This is a genomic window from Methyloceanibacter marginalis (assembly GCF_001723295.1).
GTDB classification, from domain to species: domain Bacteria; phylum Pseudomonadota; class Alphaproteobacteria; order Rhizobiales; family Methyloligellaceae; genus Methyloceanibacter; species Methyloceanibacter marginalis.
Window position 1 is genome coordinate 1 of the sequence record NZ_LPWD01000465.1, and the last position, 15,658, is coordinate 15,658.

Below are 15,658 nucleotides of genomic sequence, written 5' to 3' on the forward strand. Positions count from 1 at the left end.
GTGGGCGTCCCGCATGGAGGCCGGAAACAGGCCCGGGGCGATGGTGGCAACGAGGCTATAGAGATAGGCGGCGCCGGTGCCGAGCCCGATCAGGGTGAACATATTGAGCCAACCCGTGCGCAGCGATTCGAAGCCGCGTACGAAGAAGGGCCAACCGCACCAAAGGATGGCAGGCGTGGCGAGCACAAGCGTCAACCATTGCTCTGCCTTTGGTGACAGGAAGGGGAGAAGATCGAGCCCGAGGACATGTGTGCCCATGTCCAGGGCGACGATGACCAGCGAGAGCGGCACGGCCACCCAAAGCCGCCTCGTGAAATCGATCAGCTCCTCGTTTGGCGCGTCCTCGGCCGGTACCCCCATGGGCTCCAGCGCCATGCCGCAAATGGGACAGTTCCCTGGTCCCTCCTGCACGATTTCGGGATGCATGGGGCAGGTGTAGAGCGTGCCAGGGGGCGCGGGCTTCGGTTCGTCCTGCTTGGTCAGATAACGCTCAGGGTCTGCGGCAAATTTCGCCTGACATCCGTCCGAGCAGAAATGATAGGTGTGACCCTGGTAGTCGCGGCTGGGTTTGCCCACATTGGGATCGACCTTCATGCCACAGACGGGGTCGGTGGCGAAAGGAACTTCGGCTGGGGTATGTTTCATGTGGAAAGTCTACCGCGGTTCCCGCGGGCCGGAACCCCCCGACTTCAGCGCGGAGGCATTGAATTGACGCCCATGTCGCATGGCTACGAAAAACCGGCCAACGACATACCAATGAATCCCTCGTCCTACCCAGTTTTGGATGTGACTAAGGCGAAAAAACTAGGAGTCCGACCGAGCAGTCCCGCGAGTACCGATCGCGCCTTCAGAAGCTTCGCGAGGACCAAGGCTATCGAACCTCAAGATATCTAATGCATCTTCAGACCGGGTCCGACAACGTAGCGAAGATGGGGGCAAGAAGCCTGGGCCCCCGGATTGCAAGCATCCGTCATCGTTTTGTGAGCCTTCTCCAGCTTCTTCAAATCGGCAATCTTGCCTCGCACAATCACTAATTGACGAAGACTAAGTTCCTTTGCCGCGCAGTCGCAATTGCTCTCCCACAATCCCAACAGGCTACGCACGCAATCGAGAGAAAAGCCAAGCTCACGGCTCCTGCGGATAAAGGTGAGACATCGCACGTGATTGTGGTCATACACACGGTATCCAGCCTTAGTCCTAGGCGCCGTGGGCAAGAGCCCCAGCTGTTCATAATATCTGATCGCCTGGATGGTGACCCCCGTGCTTGCAGCTAGCTTACCGATCAACATGAGCTTTTCCGGGGCTTGAGCCTTAGCTATAGACTGTAAACAGGTCACCTTCGCTCATCAACGATATCAAGGGAGTGGTTCTATGTTCGCCAAAGCGATGCTAGCCGGCCTCCTGCTTCTAGGTATGGGGGCATCCGCGTACGCCCTTTGTCCATTTTGCTAACACCAAGCGTGTTGTCTTCGCTTGCGATAAGATTAAGCCAGAGATCTATCCAACCCCGACCTTGACCAGCGATTAGAGACCTGAATGTCGCATGGTCGTTCGGCTAGTTCCTGCTCGGTCTCTCGTGTGTGACTGACTTACAACGCGCCAAAGGCATTAAGAAGGCGACAAGGCGGAAGCGTTGACGAAAAGCTTAATGAGTGCTCCCCTATCGTTTCGAGTGGATGAGACTCAGCCGTCTAATACTGGCGAGAGGTCCGGTGGGGGACTGGCCGATGATCGATCGTCGTTCTTTTCTTGGCGGTAGCGCAGCCGCGAGCCTCGCGGCTTTTAGTCCGTGTCTACCAGCTTGGGCTCGAAATGGCAGCCGCGGCCTTGCCCCAACCATCCCTACGGAGTGGGGACCCGACATTGCCCTGATGATCGAGAACAGTCCGTTCACCGTTGGTGGCCGAACGGGCGAAGCGATTACCATAAACGGGACGCTACCGGCCCCACTTCTAAGGATGCGGGAGGGCGACAGGATCCATCTCGCTGTCACGAACAAGCTCGAGGAAGATACATCTATACACTGGCACGGCTTCCTCATCCCGTTCGATATGGACGGTGTGCCAGGCTTGAGCTTTCCAGGCATTCGACCGGGGCAGACGTTCCATTACGAGTTTACGTTACGACAGTCAGGCACGTTCTGGTACCACAGCCACTCTGGTCTCCAAGAGCAGGCCGGACACTACGGGCCAGTGATTATCGATCCGGCAACGCCGGATCCGGTTCAGTACGACCGCGAACATGTCATGGTTCTTTCTGACTGGGCCTTCATGAGCCCAGAGCGGATTTTCACGCAGCTGAAGCAGGAAGGCGGGCATTTCAACCGCAACAATCTTACGTTGTTTGGCCTCTTCAATCGGGATCACAACCCGGCACAGGACATGTCCCTTGAAGAGCGCGTGATGTGGAAGAAGATGACGATGGATCCGACGGACATCTCCGACGTCACCGGCGCCATCTATACTTATCTAGTGAATGGCCACGGGCCGCAGGAAAATTGGACGGTCCTTTTTGTGCCGGGAGAGCGCGTTCGCCTCCGGTTTATCAACGCTTCGGCCATGACTGTCTTCAACGTGCGAATTCCTGGCTTACCGATGACGGTTGTGAATGCGGACGGGGAGAATGTCCGGCCGGTGACGGTTGGTGAGTTCCAGGTGTCCGTGGCCGAAACCTACGACGTTATTGTCCAACCGACCCACGCCAACGCCTATACCGTCGTTGCTGAGGCTGTTGATCGCTCCGGCATGGGCCGCGCCACCCTTGCCCCGCGCATGGGTATGGCGGCTGCCGTGCCTCCGCTTCGGCCGCGACCGCTCCTCACCATGGCCGACATGGGCATGGGGGGAATGGGATCAATGGGCGGCATGGATCACGGATCGATGGGCGGCATGAATCACGGCTCATCGAGCGGCATGAGTTCGATGAGTGGGATGAACCGCAGGAAAATGCGCAATCCAGAAAACGCGCCTCCTGATGTGAAGGTCGGAGTGGGGGTCGATATGATCGCTCCGATGCCGAAGGATCGGACAGGCGAGCCAGGTCTGGGGCTAAAAAATGTCGGCCACCGCGTCCTGACCTACCGTGATCTTGTTTCGCTCAAGCCGAACAAGGATCAGCGCCAGCCATCTCGCTACGTGGAGATCCATCTCACTGGTAACATGGAGCGATTCATGTGGTCATTCGACGGCCAGAAGTTCAGCTCGGGCGTGGAACCGTTTCGCTTCGCCCTCGATGAGCGCGTCCGGGTGACTCTAGTCAACGACACCATGATGCAACACCCGATCCACCTTCATGGTCATTTCATGGAGTTGGTGAATGGCCATCCTGGAAATTACCCGCTGAAGCACACGCTGAACATTCTTCCAGGCAGCAAGCTAAGCTTCAATCTTACCGCTGATAATCCTGGGGATTGGGCATTTCACTGCCACCTCCTTTATCACATGCATGCTGGCATGTTTAACGTCGTCACCGTCCGCCCTCTTACCCGGAGGAGGCGCGGATGAAGAGTCTGCCCTTGGCTTTGTTGTTCTGCTTACTGCCGTACGCTGCATTGGCACATCACACAGCCGAGCACAGCAAAAGCATGATGATGGGGCAGATGGGCGATCCTTCACCGACCCCCTATGAAGCGCCTCCGCCGCCGGAAGCCTTTTCCGGCCCCGCGCATGCCGCCGACATCGTGTTCGATCCCATGACCATGGCGGAAGCACGAGAGACCTTGAGGCGCGAACAAGGCGCAAAAAACGCTTACAAAATCATGGTCGACCGTCTCGAAGCGAGGATGAAGGAGGGCAATGACGACTACCTCTGGGATGGTCAGGGTTGGTACGGCGGTGACCTCAACAAGCTTTGGATCAAGACCGAAGGTGAAGGAGAATTTGGAGAAGACCCTGATGAGGCAGAACTTCAGGCGTTGTGGAGCCGTGCGATTAATCCTTGGTTCGATTTTCAGGCGGGCGCGCGACATGACTTCTTGCCGGGCGATCTGGATCGATCTTATCTCGTTGTCGGAATTCAGGGGCTGGCGCCCTATTTCTTTGAGCTCGACGCAGCCGCATTTCTATCGGACGAAGGAGATTTAACGGCGCGTTTCGAGGGCGAGTATGATCAACTACTGACGCAGATGCTTATCCTCCAACCTCGCATTGAGCTGAACTTTTCGGCACAAGACGTTCTGGAGATCGGCCTCGGCAGCGGTCTCACCTCGGTGGAGACTGGCCTTCGGCTGCGCTATGAGTTCCACCCAGAGTTTGCCCCTTACATTGGAATTGGGTACGAGCGTCTCATAGGCGACACTGCGGACTACGCTCGCGCCGCTAACGAGGACTTAGGCGGCTGGCGTGCACTGGCGGGACTCAGGGCCTGGTTCTGATTGTGCCTAGCGCCACCAACCGTAACCCGGCTTGAAATCGACGATTGGAGCGGCCTACAGGAGTCGAACCTGTTCTTTGACTGGTGGTTCCGATCAAAGCCGCCGGGGGCCGCACCTATTAATCATCGACCGCGTACGCTTAAGTTCACGTTACTAGTCTCGAACCGAATTGCCTAGCGTTCCCCGTGATCGAGTCGCTTACACAGACCCTCGATCTTCTGACCGAGATCCTTGAGCGATTGCGTCGTCTGGTCGGGAAGCACGTTTGCGCCTTGGGTAAAGCGATCCTTTCGGAGCGCCTCGACTTGGTCGACTCGCGCTTCAACGCTTTATTCTGCTTCAGTGCATTCCGATCCGACTAGTCATCGACGTCGCGGGGCTTGTTGCCAAAGCTAAAAGGGCTCGGTGTATTTCCACGGATCCGGCGTCTGCTTGAATTCCGCCGGCACCTGTTCGATCGTGAAAGCATCTAGTGAAGTCGTCGTGCCCCACTGAGTGCTCGGCGCATTGCTGATGCTGCCGATGTAGCTGACGAGATCCCAGATGACGGCACTCGGCAAAATCGTGCCCCAAGCAGGCATTCCAGACGGACGGCCCTGCGCGATCGACAGATAAATCTGTTCCGGCTCGTTGCCGTAGATGAATTTGCTGTTGCTAAGCGCAGGCCCCATACCACCGCCGCCATTGGCTGCATGACATCCACTGCAATTAAAGTTTGCAAAGTACTTCATGCCGCGCTCGGCAGACCCCGTGTCGTCGGCCGCGGGGTTTTTCACGCCGGGTTTTACCTTGACGTCACCCGGTATGATGGTTGTTACCGGAACGTCCAGAAGCTCCGATTGTGAGACTTGACTATCCGTCTTCTCTTCCTGCGCTACAGCTCCTGTCGACCCGGTGATGATTATGCAGCTTAGTGCGATAGGGAAAAGCACCTTACGGTCCTGAGACATTGTCGCCTCCGCTATCAGTGTTGCGCGCTTCGGTCCTCGAGTCGGGGATGGCAAAGACCAGAAGCTCGCTGCCTCCAAGTGTGTAAGCGGGAATATCTTGAGTGGCGCCAGTGAAGCCTAGTGCTCCGTTCCGGATCCGCGGATCGATCTCAGCTGCTGCTATCGCTCCTGACCACCGCCGACACCCGAAAGGATCGCAACGTATTGCCTACCGTCACTGCCTTCATAGGTCACCGGCTGTCCGATGAACCCAGATCCCGCCCGGAACTTCCACAAGACCTCGCCAGTCTTTGCATTCACCGCTTTGAACCACCGGTCCATGGTGCCATAAAAGGCGACGTCCCCTGCGGTGACGACGGTGCCGCTCCAAACCGGGAAGTGCTCTTTGATCGCCCAGATCTTCTCTTTCTTGACTGGATCCCAGGCCATGAATTCGCCACGATGACCGCCAGGCCCGGCATACATGTCTACGGTCGCACCGACAAATGGTGTACCGGCGATGTAGGCGACCTCAGAGGTCTTGAAGTTCATGCATAAATGCTGGTGCGGTACGTAAATCAGCTTGGTGCGGGGTGACCAAGCCGACGGCTGCCAATCCTTTGCACCCGGCGAGGCCGGACAAATGTTCCTAATGACTTTGCCGAGTTCCGGCTTCATCTCCTCGTTCTCGACCGGACGACCGGATTCGAGATCGACGCGCTTGATCGAGTTGACGTGGTCGTAGGGTTCGGCCGAGAGCACCTCCCCTGTCTTTCGATCCATTACATACATGAAGCCATTGCGGCCAATATGCACGAGCGTTTTACGAGACTGCCCGTCAATCTCCAGATCAAGAAGGATAATTTTTCGTTGATCTCATCATAGTCCCAGAGGTCGTGGGGGTTGACTACGTAAGCCCATTTGGCTGCGCCGCTGTCCGCGTCACGCGCGAAGATAGTAGTGGTCCAAAGGTTATCTCCTGGACGCTGATTTGAATTCCAGGGACCAGGATTGGCGGTGCCATAGAAGATCAGATTCAGTTCGGGATCGTAGGACAGCCAGCCCCAGACGGTGCCGCCGCCGTTCTCCCAGTGCCCTGGTGGCCATGAACTGACCCCAAGATCTTCGCCTTTCATCCAGTCGTAGAATGGCTCGAAATCCTCGCCAATTAGAACATCCTCATCCGGGCCGGTTGAATAGGCGCGCCACACAATATCGCCAGTGTTCTCATCTAGCGCCGTCAGCCAGCCCCGCACGCCCATCTCGCCACCACTATTGCCGACGAAGACTTTGCCCCGGGCGACCATCGGAGCCATTGTGATGGTCTCGCCCTTGTTGATCTCGCCGAGTTTCGTGTACCAGATCTCCTTGCCTGTCGCTGCGTCGATAGCGACCGTGTGAGCGTCGAGGGTGTTCAAGAAAATTTTGCCGTTGTTATACGCAAGTCCTCGGTTAACGACGTCGCAACAAGCTACGCCCACCGCCGCCGGGTTCGGCTTCGGCGCGTAGATCCACTTCAGTTCGCCCGTGGTGGCATCCAGAGCAAAGACGCGGTTCGGATAGGGTCCTACGACATAAAGAACGTTGTCGATGACGAGTGGAGCCGCCTCCTGACCGCGAATCGTACCTAGCGAAAATGTCCAAGCCACCTGCAGTTCATCGACATTATCGATGGTTATCTGGTCCAACTCGCTGAAGCGCTGGTTCGCGTAATCCCGCGTCGCCATCGGCCACTGCTTAGGATCGGCACTGAGCGATTCCAGGTCAGGCCCTGTGTCGCCGGCGCCACCCTCTGATGGGGCCGCATCATCAGTTTCGACGGTCGTGATCGGTTCCGGACTAGCTGCAAGGACGCCCATTCCTGCGCTTGCGGTACCGAAGAGGCCCAAACCACCAATTAGCACTATCGCATGTCTGAACATTAGGACTCCTTCTGCGCAAACCTAGTCCGCGCGCGACTTCCTTATCTCAACCACCCGCTCCGGAGTAATAGGACCGAAGTTGTTACCCCAATTCGTGCGAATGTAGGTGGACACCGCCGCTATTTGTTCGTTGGTCAAAGTGTCCGCGAAAGCCGGCATTTCTCCCGGCCCGCTAAGAATGGCTCCGATGACATGCTTGTCGTCGCTGAGGTTCTCATGGCCACGGAACTCGGGTCCCGCACCGCCATAGCCTAACCCCCCGTGACAGGCAAAGCAGCGCGCATGTTCGTAAACTTCCGCACCAGAGGTCGCGGTGATCTCGCGAGGCCGAGGGTCGGCTTCGGTAGCGCTGCCCTCTACCACCTCTCCGCAGGTATAGAAGCCCCAGAAGCCGACCTCTTCTGCGCCTTCGACCTTAAACCGGAGCGCGGCCTCCCGCCGTTGCTTTGCATTGTCTATTGCCTCGGTGCTTTCTTGATCTGGCGCCACGGCGGCTCGGAGTCCGTCCGCCTGCATGACCGTCTCGCCGGCGAGCATATCCTGCCCTTCCCCGCTTTCTCCCTGAAGCTCAACAAGTTTGCCATTGAGCTTCATCACGCCACGCCCGGGTTGTGCGCCAGCTTTAGGGACTTCCACTGCGAGAACAGGATCGCCGACTCCGGTGTAGGTGAAGCGGCAGATACGTCCCCGAACCGTCTTCCTGACCTCTTTCTCGGTCATGGTTTCGGGATAGACAGCCGAAACTTCGGCTTCCCGCACCGCCTTCGAGGCAGGCACAAGGTCTGCTGCTGCCGACGGCGGCGCCTCCTCGGCCGCCCTGTCGTTTCCAGGTGCGGTATTCTCCGCACAGCCCCCTAAAAGGAGCACAAGCGCGGTCGATGCGATCATTATCGAACGCAGCATTGCTCTACTCTCCCTTCTCAAGGTCGCGGATTAGATATTTCATCTCAGCAATCTCTCGACGCTGCGCTTCGATGATCTCATCAGCTAATTTGCGCACACGCGCGTCTCGAATGTCGGCGCGCTCGCTGGTCAAAATGGCGATAGAGTGATGAGGGATCATGGCACGCATGTACGAAACCTGATCCACGAAGACCTGACTTCGCAGAAGGTAAAGCGTTAAACCAAATGCTGCGATGCCCCCGATAACGATTGCAATATTCGCCAAGGGGCTTTTGTACATGCCCCACATAAAACCGAGCATAATGATGGTCATGGCAGCGCCCATCAGGAACGCCATATAGGAGCGCGTCTCGCTAAATGTCGCATGCTCATAGATGGCGTAAGACTCTAGGTATGTCAGGCTGAACATTACGATTATCGCCGTAGCGATCATTCCCAGGAATCGTAGGTATGACATTCGCCGCTCCCGACGTTGTTGCTAAGCATCAGAGTTTAACCCGTGCTGAGCGAAGAACTCATAGTTGTGACGGTAGTTCCATTCTGGCCTCAATTAGCAGCGAACGGCTTCCAGAGGTCATACTCGCCGTAGAAGCTGCTGTTTTCGAGCTTCCGGATGCACAAGCGTGGAAGAGAACCTCATGAAGTCCTATCTTCATGTATGTGAAGGACCGGCATACAGGAGAGATCATTTCTGGCGGGTCCTTATGATACCGTCACATCTCAAGCGGAAATATGGACACGGTCGCACACGCGCCTGCTAACCGATGGTGGTGTTTGCGTCGACAATGAGAGGGTGAGGCCTCGTGGCGGATAGCCTGTTCTCACCAACTCCGATGCCCGGCGCGCATTCGGCAGGCTGCGCAAATCCTGCTGCTGACCCGGGCCTTGCTGATCGAATGTGATGTAGTTCCACGATGGCTAAAGCCGCGCTATGCGATGTGACGGTGAATTCTGGAACGATTTGCGCATTCCGTTAATTGAGTCAGGTGCAACCGCGCGCTGTGCTCATGGAAAAGTTCGAAAAAATCATCATTACGGGTAGTGGCGGCTTTGTCGGCAAAGCCCTGGTGGCCAGGCTCATCGATTCCCACAGTATCATCGGGCTCGATCGCAATCCTCTAGAGCAGTGCAAAGACAACTTCTCCTTTGAGTCAATCGATCTTGCTAGCGATGAGAGCGTAGAACAGGCGCTGGCGAAAGTGCGTGGGCAGCACAACACCTCTCTTGCCTCTGTCATTCATCTCGCTTCTTACTTCGACCTGACGGGCGAGCCTAATCTGAAATACGAGGAAGTGACAGTACGCGGAACCGAACGGTTGCTGCGTGAACTCCAGTCCTTCGAGGTGGATCAGTTTGTTTTCGCCAGTTCCATGCTCGCGCACAAAGCGACCAGTCCCGGAGAGGTTATCGACGAAGCGCGACCGCTAGAGGCGAGTCTGCCTTATCGCGCCTCTAAGATCGCAGCGGAGCGTTTGGTCCATCTGCACCGTGGAAACATTCCTGTCGTCTATTTGCGACCCGCGGGCGTCTACGATGATCTTTGCCACAACCCATTTCTAGCCCACCAGATTTCGCGGATCTATGAGGAAGATCCTAAGGGACATATCTATCCCGGTGACCTCCGCACCGGCCAATCGTTTCTCCATGTGGACGATCTTGTTGAGGCCATAGCTCTGCTCATTCATAAGCGTGGCGATCTCCCTCCTGACTTCCGCTATTGCTGGGCGAGCCCGATGTCATGGGCTACGGCGAGTTGCAATCGGAAATCGGCCGGCTAATCCATGGGGCGGAATGGGAGACCTGGGAGGTCCCCAAGCCCCTCGCTAAGGCGGGAACATGGGTAGAGACGGATTTGCTCGGGACAGATCCTTTCATCCGGCCGTGGATGGTGGATATTGCCGACGATCACTATGCCGTCGACATTAGCCGAGCACGTAACCTGCTTGGTTGGGAACCGAAGCGTTCGCTTCGCGCAATTCTGCCAAAGATGATCGCCGCGCTCAAAGCCGATCCCGTGGCCTGGTATCGAACGAATAAACTGAACGTTTCAAAAGTCGCCGGTCTTGGCGCCAAGGCGCGGAAGCAAGCCGAACGCCTTCCGGCCGAACACGACCAAATGATGCCCGCGCATCGGACCGATATGGACGCAATGCATTATGGAACGGTGTGGACGCAATTCTTTGTGATTGCACTGGGTGCCTGGCTTCTCACCAGTCCTCTACAATTTGCGCTTTTCGATCCCGCAGCGGCGACCACGCTGCGGGATATCTCCGCGGAACGTGGCCTCTGGGATCCGGCACTGCGGAACGCGCTAACCGGCTGGAGTGACATCGTCTCCGGCATATTGTTGATGGTCTTTGGGGCTCTCGCGGTGTCGTCGCGCTTCGCGTGGATTCAATGGGGCACAGCCTTTATAGGTCTTTGGCTTCTTTTCGCGCCACTTGTCTTTTGGACTCCGAGCGCCGCCGCCTACGCGAACGATATGTTTGTCGGCGCCCTGGCAATCACCTTCTCCGTGCTTGTACCGATGATGCCCGGCATGAGCCACGAAGGTATGATGGATGAAAGTACAGTCCCTCCGGGATGGACTTACTCCCCTTCGAGTTGGCTTCAGCGACTTCCAATTATTGCTCTGGCGTTTATCGGCCTGCTCATCGCTCGCTATCTCGCTGCCTATCAGTTCGGACAAATTAGCGCCATTTGGGAGCCGTTTTTTTCGGGCGCCGACAATAAGAATGGCAGCGAATTCATCATAACCTCGGACGTCTCGAGGGCCTGGCCGATCGCCGACGCTGGCCTTGGCGCTACGAGCTACATGCTCGAGGTGCTTATGGGAGCCATGGGAACAGCAAGCCGGTGGCGCACGATGCCCTGGATGGTCGCCTTCTTTTTCATTCTCGTCGTGCCTCTCGGAGGCGTCTCAATCTTTTTCATCATTATTCAGCCCATCATGATTGGAACATATTGCACGCTATGCCTGATTGCGGCGGCAGCAATGCTGATCATGATCCCGCTTACTCTCGATGAGGTCGTGGCCATGGGTCAGTACATGTTGCGCAGCATCAGGGAAGGCCGTCCATTTTGGCGTACCTTTTTCCAAGGGGGAGCAGATCCATCAGCAGCAACAAGCTCCGATGAAGCGAACTTCTCCGAACCTATTAAGAGGCAGGTTGCGGCTGCGGTCCGGGGGGTCACGGTAACATGGACGCTCGCTGCAATCTGCGTACTCGGCGTCTGGCTCATGTTCTCCCGCCTGATTTTTGGCACGGAAGGAGCCATCGCTGACAACGATCATCTTATTGGTGCGCTTCTCATAACGGTTTCCGTTTGCGCTATGGCCGAGGTTGCGCGACCGTTGCGCCTTATCAACCTGTTTCTCGGTGCGTGGCTAATAGCAGCGCCCTGGCTTCTAGGCGGCGCCGACACAGTGGTCGTTCTCAACGATGTCGTCGTGGGCTTGGTTGCTATCGGCCTTAGTCTCCCACGCGGACAGCGCAGCACAGAGCATTATGGTGCCTGGGACCGTTATGTCTTCTGAACGACAAGGGGTTGTTTCTGCTGCCTCGTGGGAGACGTGGCGAACCTACGGACTCTATTTGAGCGTAATCCTCCTTGCCAACTTCATATGGGAAGTCCTCCAGCTACCGCTCTATACGATTTGGGAATCCGGAAGCAGAAGGGAGATCGCTTTCGCTGTGCTCCACTGTACTGCCGGTGATCTCCTTATCGCGGCCCTCACTCTCGGCTTTGCCCACCTTGCCTTAGGTAGCAACTGGCCTTCTGGTCATTTCTGGCGGGTTGCAGCCGGCGCCACTGGTCTGGGCGTGGCCTACACGGCCTTTAGCGAGTGGCTTAATACTTCGGTGGAACGAAACTGGGCTTATTCCGATGTAATGCCTATCGTCCCGCTGGCAGGCGTCGAAATTGGCCTCTCTCCCCTCTTGCAATGGGCCATCATACCGCCTCTTGGATTTGTCTTTGTGCGCTGGCAACAGACCATGGCCCAATCTAGAGATCTGACGTAGGGACTGATCAGATGTGCCTGTCAATATGACGCTGCGAATGTCAAAGCCACCGGATCGATGATAGTCTTGGCGAATCTCCCTTGTGTGCGGGCAGCTTCAATGCAATCCTGTTGAGCCATGAAACACTGGTCGCAGCGAAAATGCCTCGTGTTCATTCTAAGCGCAGTTATAGCGCTTAGTGGTGGGTTCTCTGCTACCCATGCCAATATGCCTTCGGCCGCGATCATGTCTCTCTCCGCACAGGGTCAATGTGACTGCTGCGTCGGTGCTTCCGATGCTGTTGGTGTGACGTGTAAGGCGGCATGTGCAGCTTGTGTTCCGGCTCTGGCTATTCTTCAGCCTCAGTCTTTTTTTGGGGAGAGGTCTGCATTCTCGCCAAGAACACCGTTGCTGGCTGACGGTATCATCTCCGCGCCCGACCCCTCCCCTCCTCGACCAATCGACATCACTTAGGCCTTGAGGCGTCGCCTGTTGCGGCACCTCATGGCTTCGTGCGTTCAGTCTCCGGGTGTTCCCAAACCGTTGAGACTGCTTCGATCGGCGAGATCCGTCGATTCAAAATCGCAAATTGCGAGGAGAAATATGATGAAAAATCCCACCAGGGCGCTGGCCCTCGTTGCCCTCTTGGCGTTGCCTCTTTCCAGTCCGGCTGAGGCCGCCAATGCAACGCTTTACAAAAATCCGCATTGCAGCTGCTGCGAGGAATACGCGGAATATTTGCGCCAAAATGGCTTCAAGGTCGACGTCAAGGAGACGCCAGACCTTGAAGCCACGACCCTCGATGCTGGTATCCCGGAGAAGCTTCTTGGCTGTCACATCACCTTTATCGACGATTACGCGGTTGTCGGCCATGTCTCGGCTGAGATCGTGCAGAAGCTGCTCAAGGAACATCAACCACTCATCGGCGTTGCCATACCTGGAATGCCTCCAGGCGTACCAGGCATGGACGGCCCTAAGGAGGGACCGATCAACGTTTATGCCGTGAGCAAGGACAGCGAGCCCACGGTTTACGCCGTTCAGTGATCAGGCGATATCAAATCCAACACAGGAGAAACTTCAATGCGTAAAGTTGCAAAAACAGTCACGGCTTCCGTCTTCATGCTCAGCCTGTTGGGTTCAGCTGCGGTCCTTGCTCAGGGACCAGATGAGCAGACCGATGCTAGCCAGTCAGGTATGCACGGAATGGGCATGAAAAATGACATGACCGAAATGATGGGCATGATGAAAGAGATGAAACAGATGATGACGCAGTGCAATAAGATGATGGAAGGTATGATGAATAAGGAAAAGTCGGGTAACAACGGCGGGGAGAGCGAAACTCAATCGGAAAAAGCAGGCTAGGTAAATCGGCAGCCCGGGATCGGAGATTGCCTTCTATCCCGGGTCGCTCTTGCCATCCCAATCTCGACCATCCGAAGCGAACAGAACAGCACGTTTTCGCGTGCTCTGAATCTGCTGGTCGGTGGAGTATCATAGTGCAACCGACTTCGTGTTTCTGGCGGCAGCGTTTGACCGCCAAAAAGCCGACCGCTCCGGAGACCTCAACCTGCCCTCGAGTTAGCAGGTACGTCAGCGGAAGAACAGATACTTGATCAGCGCCGCGATGACGAGCACCGCAATTGCGGCGATGACGAGCCACCAAATTCCCATTCCCCACATCATTCCGCTGTTCATCATGTCCATCATTCCGAAGGTCCTTTCCTGGCGCGTTAGGTCTGTTCCCAGTGCTTTCTAGACGAGGACGACGATGTTTCATCAAACTTGAGGCAGAGCAGCACCCGGATGAACCCGACCTTTCCGCATTGCCATGGTTTTGACCAATGCGTACACCACGGGAATAACGACAAGCGTCAAGACCGTCGACGACACCATGCCGCCTATCATGGGAACAGCGATACGTTGCATCACCTCGGCACCTGCTCCATGACTCCACATGATCGGTAACAGCCCGGCCATGATTGCTGTGACCGTCATCATCTTGGGTCGAACACGCTCCACGGCGCCGGTCATGATTGCATCGTACAGATCGTCGCGGGTAAACTGCTGACCCTCGCGTTCGCGCTGCTCCTTCAACTCTCTCAGTGCTCCATCGAGATAGATTAACATGATGACACCGGTCTCGGCGGCGACGCCGGCCAGGGCAATGAATCCCACGACCACGGCTACGGAGAGATTGAAGCCGAGCCACCACATCAGCCAAAAGCCGCCGATCAGCGCGAAAGGCACCGACAGCATGACAATCAGCGTCTCAGTAATTCGGCGAAAATTAAGGTAGAGCAGGAAAAAGATGATCAAGACGGTAATCGGCACCACCACCTGAAGCCGCTGCTTGGCACGCTGCAGATACTCGAACTGACCACTCCAAGTGACATAGTAGCCCGTTGGAAAGTCGATTTGGTTTGCTACGGCCCTCTGCGCGTCGGCAACGAAGCTGCCGATATCGCGGTCGCGGAAATCGACGAAAATGTAGAGGGCTAACTGGGCATCCTCTGTGCGGATCATGGACGGCCCCTGGCCTAGGCTCACCGTGGCAACCTCGCCGAGCGGGACCGTGCCGCCGTCAGGGGTGGGGACCAGAACATCCTTGGCGATTGCTTGAGGATCGTTCCGATACTCGCGGGGATAGCGGATGGCCACGTCGTACCGCTCCCGCCCTTCGACCGTCGTGGTCACCGGCTGTGCTCCGAGCGCCGTTGCTATAACGTTCTGCACGTCGCCGACCATAAGGCCGTATCGGGCGAGCTGGGTCCGGTCCGGGTCGATATTGACGTAGTAGCCGCCAATCGCCCGCTCGGCGTAGGCGCTCGTGGTTCCTGGTACTGTGCGAATGGCGGCCTCGATCTTGCGCGCGAGCCGCTCCATTTCACCCAGGTCTGTGCCGAACACTTTGACGCCGACCGGCGTGCGGATGCCGGTCGACAGCATATCGATGCGAGCTTTGATTGGCATCGTCCACGCATTCGAGACCCCGGGGAATTGTAGTGATTTGTCCATCTCGGCAATGAGGGCATCAATGGTCAGGCTGTCGCGCCACTCACTCTCAGGTTTTAAGTTGATCACTGTTTCGAACATCTCCATCGGCGCGGGATCGGTCGCGGTGGAAGCGCGTCCAGCTTTACCCCACACGGACTCCACTTCAGGAAACGTCTTGATGATCTTGTTCTGCGTCTGTAGCAGTTGACCCGCTTCGGTCACGGAAATACCCGGCAAGGTCGTCGGCATGTAGAGCAAAGTGCCTTCGTTGAGATTAGGCATGAACTCGCTTCCGAGCTTCGACGCGGGCCAGAGGCTTCCGGCGAGCACCACTAACGCCACTAAGATGGTGACAGTCTTGAATCGCAATGCGAGCTCGATGACTGGACGATAAATCCAGATGAGGAACCGATTCACTGGATTTCGATGCTCAGGCATGATGCGGCCGCGGACGAAGATCACCATGAGCGCCGGCACCACCAAGACCGAGAGGAGCGCAGCCGCGGCCATGGCGAAGGTCTTGGTATAGGCGAG

The 15,658-nt window shown here is 56.6% G+C and carries 13 protein-coding genes and 1 pseudogene; 7 read left to right on the top strand and 7 right to left on the bottom strand.

Annotated features, from left to right (window positions below):
- Window positions 1-645, bottom strand: a 645-nt coding sequence (locus tag AUC71_RS16745) for a YHS domain-containing protein (protein ID WP_141701793.1), incomplete at its 3' end; no start/stop codon positions are given.
- Between the two features lie 245 nt (window positions 646-890).
- Window positions 891-1,289, bottom strand: coding sequence for a MerR family transcriptional regulator (locus AUC71_RS22910; protein ID WP_069625181.1), 399 nt, complete (start codon window positions 1,287-1,289; stop codon window positions 891-893).
- A 438-nt stretch (window positions 1,290-1,727) separates the two neighbouring features.
- Here AUC71_RS22910 and AUC71_RS16755 point away from each other — a divergent pair, with 438 nt between their 5' ends.
- Together AUC71_RS16755 and AUC71_RS16760 are read left to right on the top strand one after the other, a co-directional pair.
- Entirely contained in the window at window positions 1,728-3,503 is a 1,776-nt protein-coding gene (locus tag AUC71_RS16755; protein ID WP_069625182.1) for a copper resistance system multicopper oxidase, read from the top strand.
- Window positions 3,500-4,372, top strand: coding sequence for a copper resistance protein B (locus tag AUC71_RS16760; RefSeq protein ID WP_083238567.1), 873 nt, complete (start codon window positions 3,500-3,502; stop codon window positions 4,370-4,372). Before AUC71_RS16755 ends, AUC71_RS16760 begins: the two co-directional genes overlap by 4 nt.
- A 392-nt stretch (window positions 4,373-4,764) precedes the next feature.
- On the opposite strand, the gene AUC71_RS16765 is transcribed toward AUC71_RS16760, so the two are convergent.
- The 4 genes and pseudogenes from AUC71_RS16765 to AUC71_RS16780 form a co-directional block, all read right to left on the bottom strand.
- Entirely contained in the window at window positions 4,765-5,322 is a 558-nt protein-coding gene (locus AUC71_RS16765; protein WP_069625176.1) for a c-type cytochrome, read from the bottom strand.
- Window positions 5,306-7,160 (bottom strand): annotated as a pseudogene (locus tag AUC71_RS16770) (methanol/ethanol family PQQ-dependent dehydrogenase). The gene AUC71_RS16765 and the pseudogene AUC71_RS16770 overlap by 17 nt, the downstream one beginning before the upstream one ends.
- An 84-nt stretch (window positions 7,161-7,244) precedes the next feature.
- Window positions 7,245-8,126 carry a c-type cytochrome gene (locus tag AUC71_RS16775; protein WP_069625177.1) on the bottom strand — a complete coding sequence of 294 codons (882 nt, stop codon included), beginning with the start codon at window positions 8,124-8,126 and terminating at the stop codon, window positions 7,245-7,247.
- A 4-nt stretch (window positions 8,127-8,130) separates the two neighbouring features.
- Complete coding sequence (locus AUC71_RS16780) at window positions 8,131-8,559, bottom strand: DUF305 domain-containing protein (RefSeq protein WP_342021896.1); 429 nt, start codon at window positions 8,557-8,559, stop codon at window positions 8,131-8,133.
- Window positions 8,560-9,133: 574 nt separating this feature from the next.
- Here AUC71_RS16780 and AUC71_RS21615 point away from each other — a divergent pair.
- The 5 genes from AUC71_RS21615 (at window position 9,134) to AUC71_RS16800 (ending at window position 13,492) form a co-directional block, all read left to right on the top strand.
- The gene (locus tag AUC71_RS21615) at window positions 9,134-9,904 is read left to right on the top strand and encodes an NAD-dependent epimerase/dehydratase family protein (protein ID WP_244501021.1); all 771 of its coding nucleotides are present in this window, start codon (window positions 9,134-9,136) and stop codon (window positions 9,902-9,904) included.
- Window positions 9,865-11,664: a vitamin K epoxide reductase family protein gene (locus AUC71_RS16785; RefSeq protein WP_244501022.1), complete on the top strand. Its 1,800-nt coding sequence runs from the start codon at window positions 9,865-9,867 to the stop codon at window positions 11,662-11,664. The genes AUC71_RS21615 and AUC71_RS16785 overlap by 40 nt, the downstream gene beginning before the upstream one ends.
- A gap of 58 nt (window positions 11,665-11,722) precedes the next feature.
- The gene (locus AUC71_RS16790; RefSeq protein ID WP_204376775.1) at window positions 11,723-12,151 is read left to right on the top strand and encodes a hypothetical protein; all 429 of its coding nucleotides are present in this window, start codon (window positions 11,723-11,725) and stop codon (window positions 12,149-12,151) included.
- A gap of 582 nt (window positions 12,152-12,733) precedes the next feature.
- A complete protein-coding gene (locus tag AUC71_RS16795) occupies window positions 12,734-13,174 on the top strand; it encodes a DUF411 domain-containing protein (protein ID WP_342021897.1) in 441 nt (146 codons plus the stop codon).
- Window positions 13,175-13,210: 36 nt separating this feature from the next.
- Window positions 13,211-13,492, top strand: a complete 282-nt coding sequence (locus tag AUC71_RS16800; RefSeq protein WP_069625180.1) for a hypothetical protein — start codon at window positions 13,211-13,213, stop codon at window positions 13,490-13,492.
- 414 nt (window positions 13,493-13,906) lie between these two features.
- On the opposite strand, the gene AUC71_RS16805 is transcribed toward AUC71_RS16800, so the two are convergent.
- Window positions 13,907-15,658, bottom strand: a 1,752-nt coding sequence (locus AUC71_RS16805) for an efflux RND transporter permease subunit (RefSeq protein ID WP_141701794.1), incomplete at its 5' end; no start/stop codon positions are given.

What these genes read in the sequence shown, in the direction of transcription:
- AUC71_RS22910 (WP_069625181.1), bottom strand. Translation starts at nt 1,289, where the DNA reads ATGTTGATCGGTAAGCTAGCTGCAAGCACGGGGGTCACCATCCAGGCG.
- AUC71_RS16775 (WP_069625177.1), bottom strand. Translation starts at nt 8,126, where the DNA reads ATGCTGCGTTCGATAATGATCGCATCGACCGCGCTTGTGCTCCTTTTA.
- AUC71_RS16755 (WP_069625182.1), top strand. Translation starts at nt 1,728, where the DNA reads ATGATCGATCGTCGTTCTTTTCTTGGCGGTAGCGCAGCCGCGAGCCTC.
- AUC71_RS16785 (WP_244501022.1), top strand. Translation starts at nt 9,865, where the DNA reads ATGGGCTACGGCGAGTTGCAATCGGAAATCGGCCGGCTAATCCATGGG.
- AUC71_RS21615 (WP_244501021.1), top strand. Translation starts at nt 9,134, where the DNA reads ATGGAAAAGTTCGAAAAAATCATCATTACGGGTAGTGGCGGCTTTGTC.
- AUC71_RS16780 (WP_342021896.1), bottom strand. Translation starts at nt 8,559, where the DNA reads ATGATCGCTACGGCGATAATCGTAATGTTCAGCCTGACATACCTAGAG.
- AUC71_RS16760 (WP_083238567.1), top strand. Translation starts at nt 3,500, where the DNA reads ATGAAGAGTCTGCCCTTGGCTTTGTTGTTCTGCTTACTGCCGTACGCT.
- AUC71_RS16795 (WP_342021897.1), top strand. Translation starts at nt 12,734, where the DNA reads ATGATGAAAAATCCCACCAGGGCGCTGGCCCTCGTTGCCCTCTTGGCG.
- AUC71_RS16765 (WP_069625176.1), bottom strand. Translation starts at nt 5,322, where the DNA reads ATGTCTCAGGACCGTAAGGTGCTTTTCCCTATCGCACTAAGCTGCATA.
- AUC71_RS16800 (WP_069625180.1), top strand. Translation starts at nt 13,211, where the DNA reads ATGCGTAAAGTTGCAAAAACAGTCACGGCTTCCGTCTTCATGCTCAGC.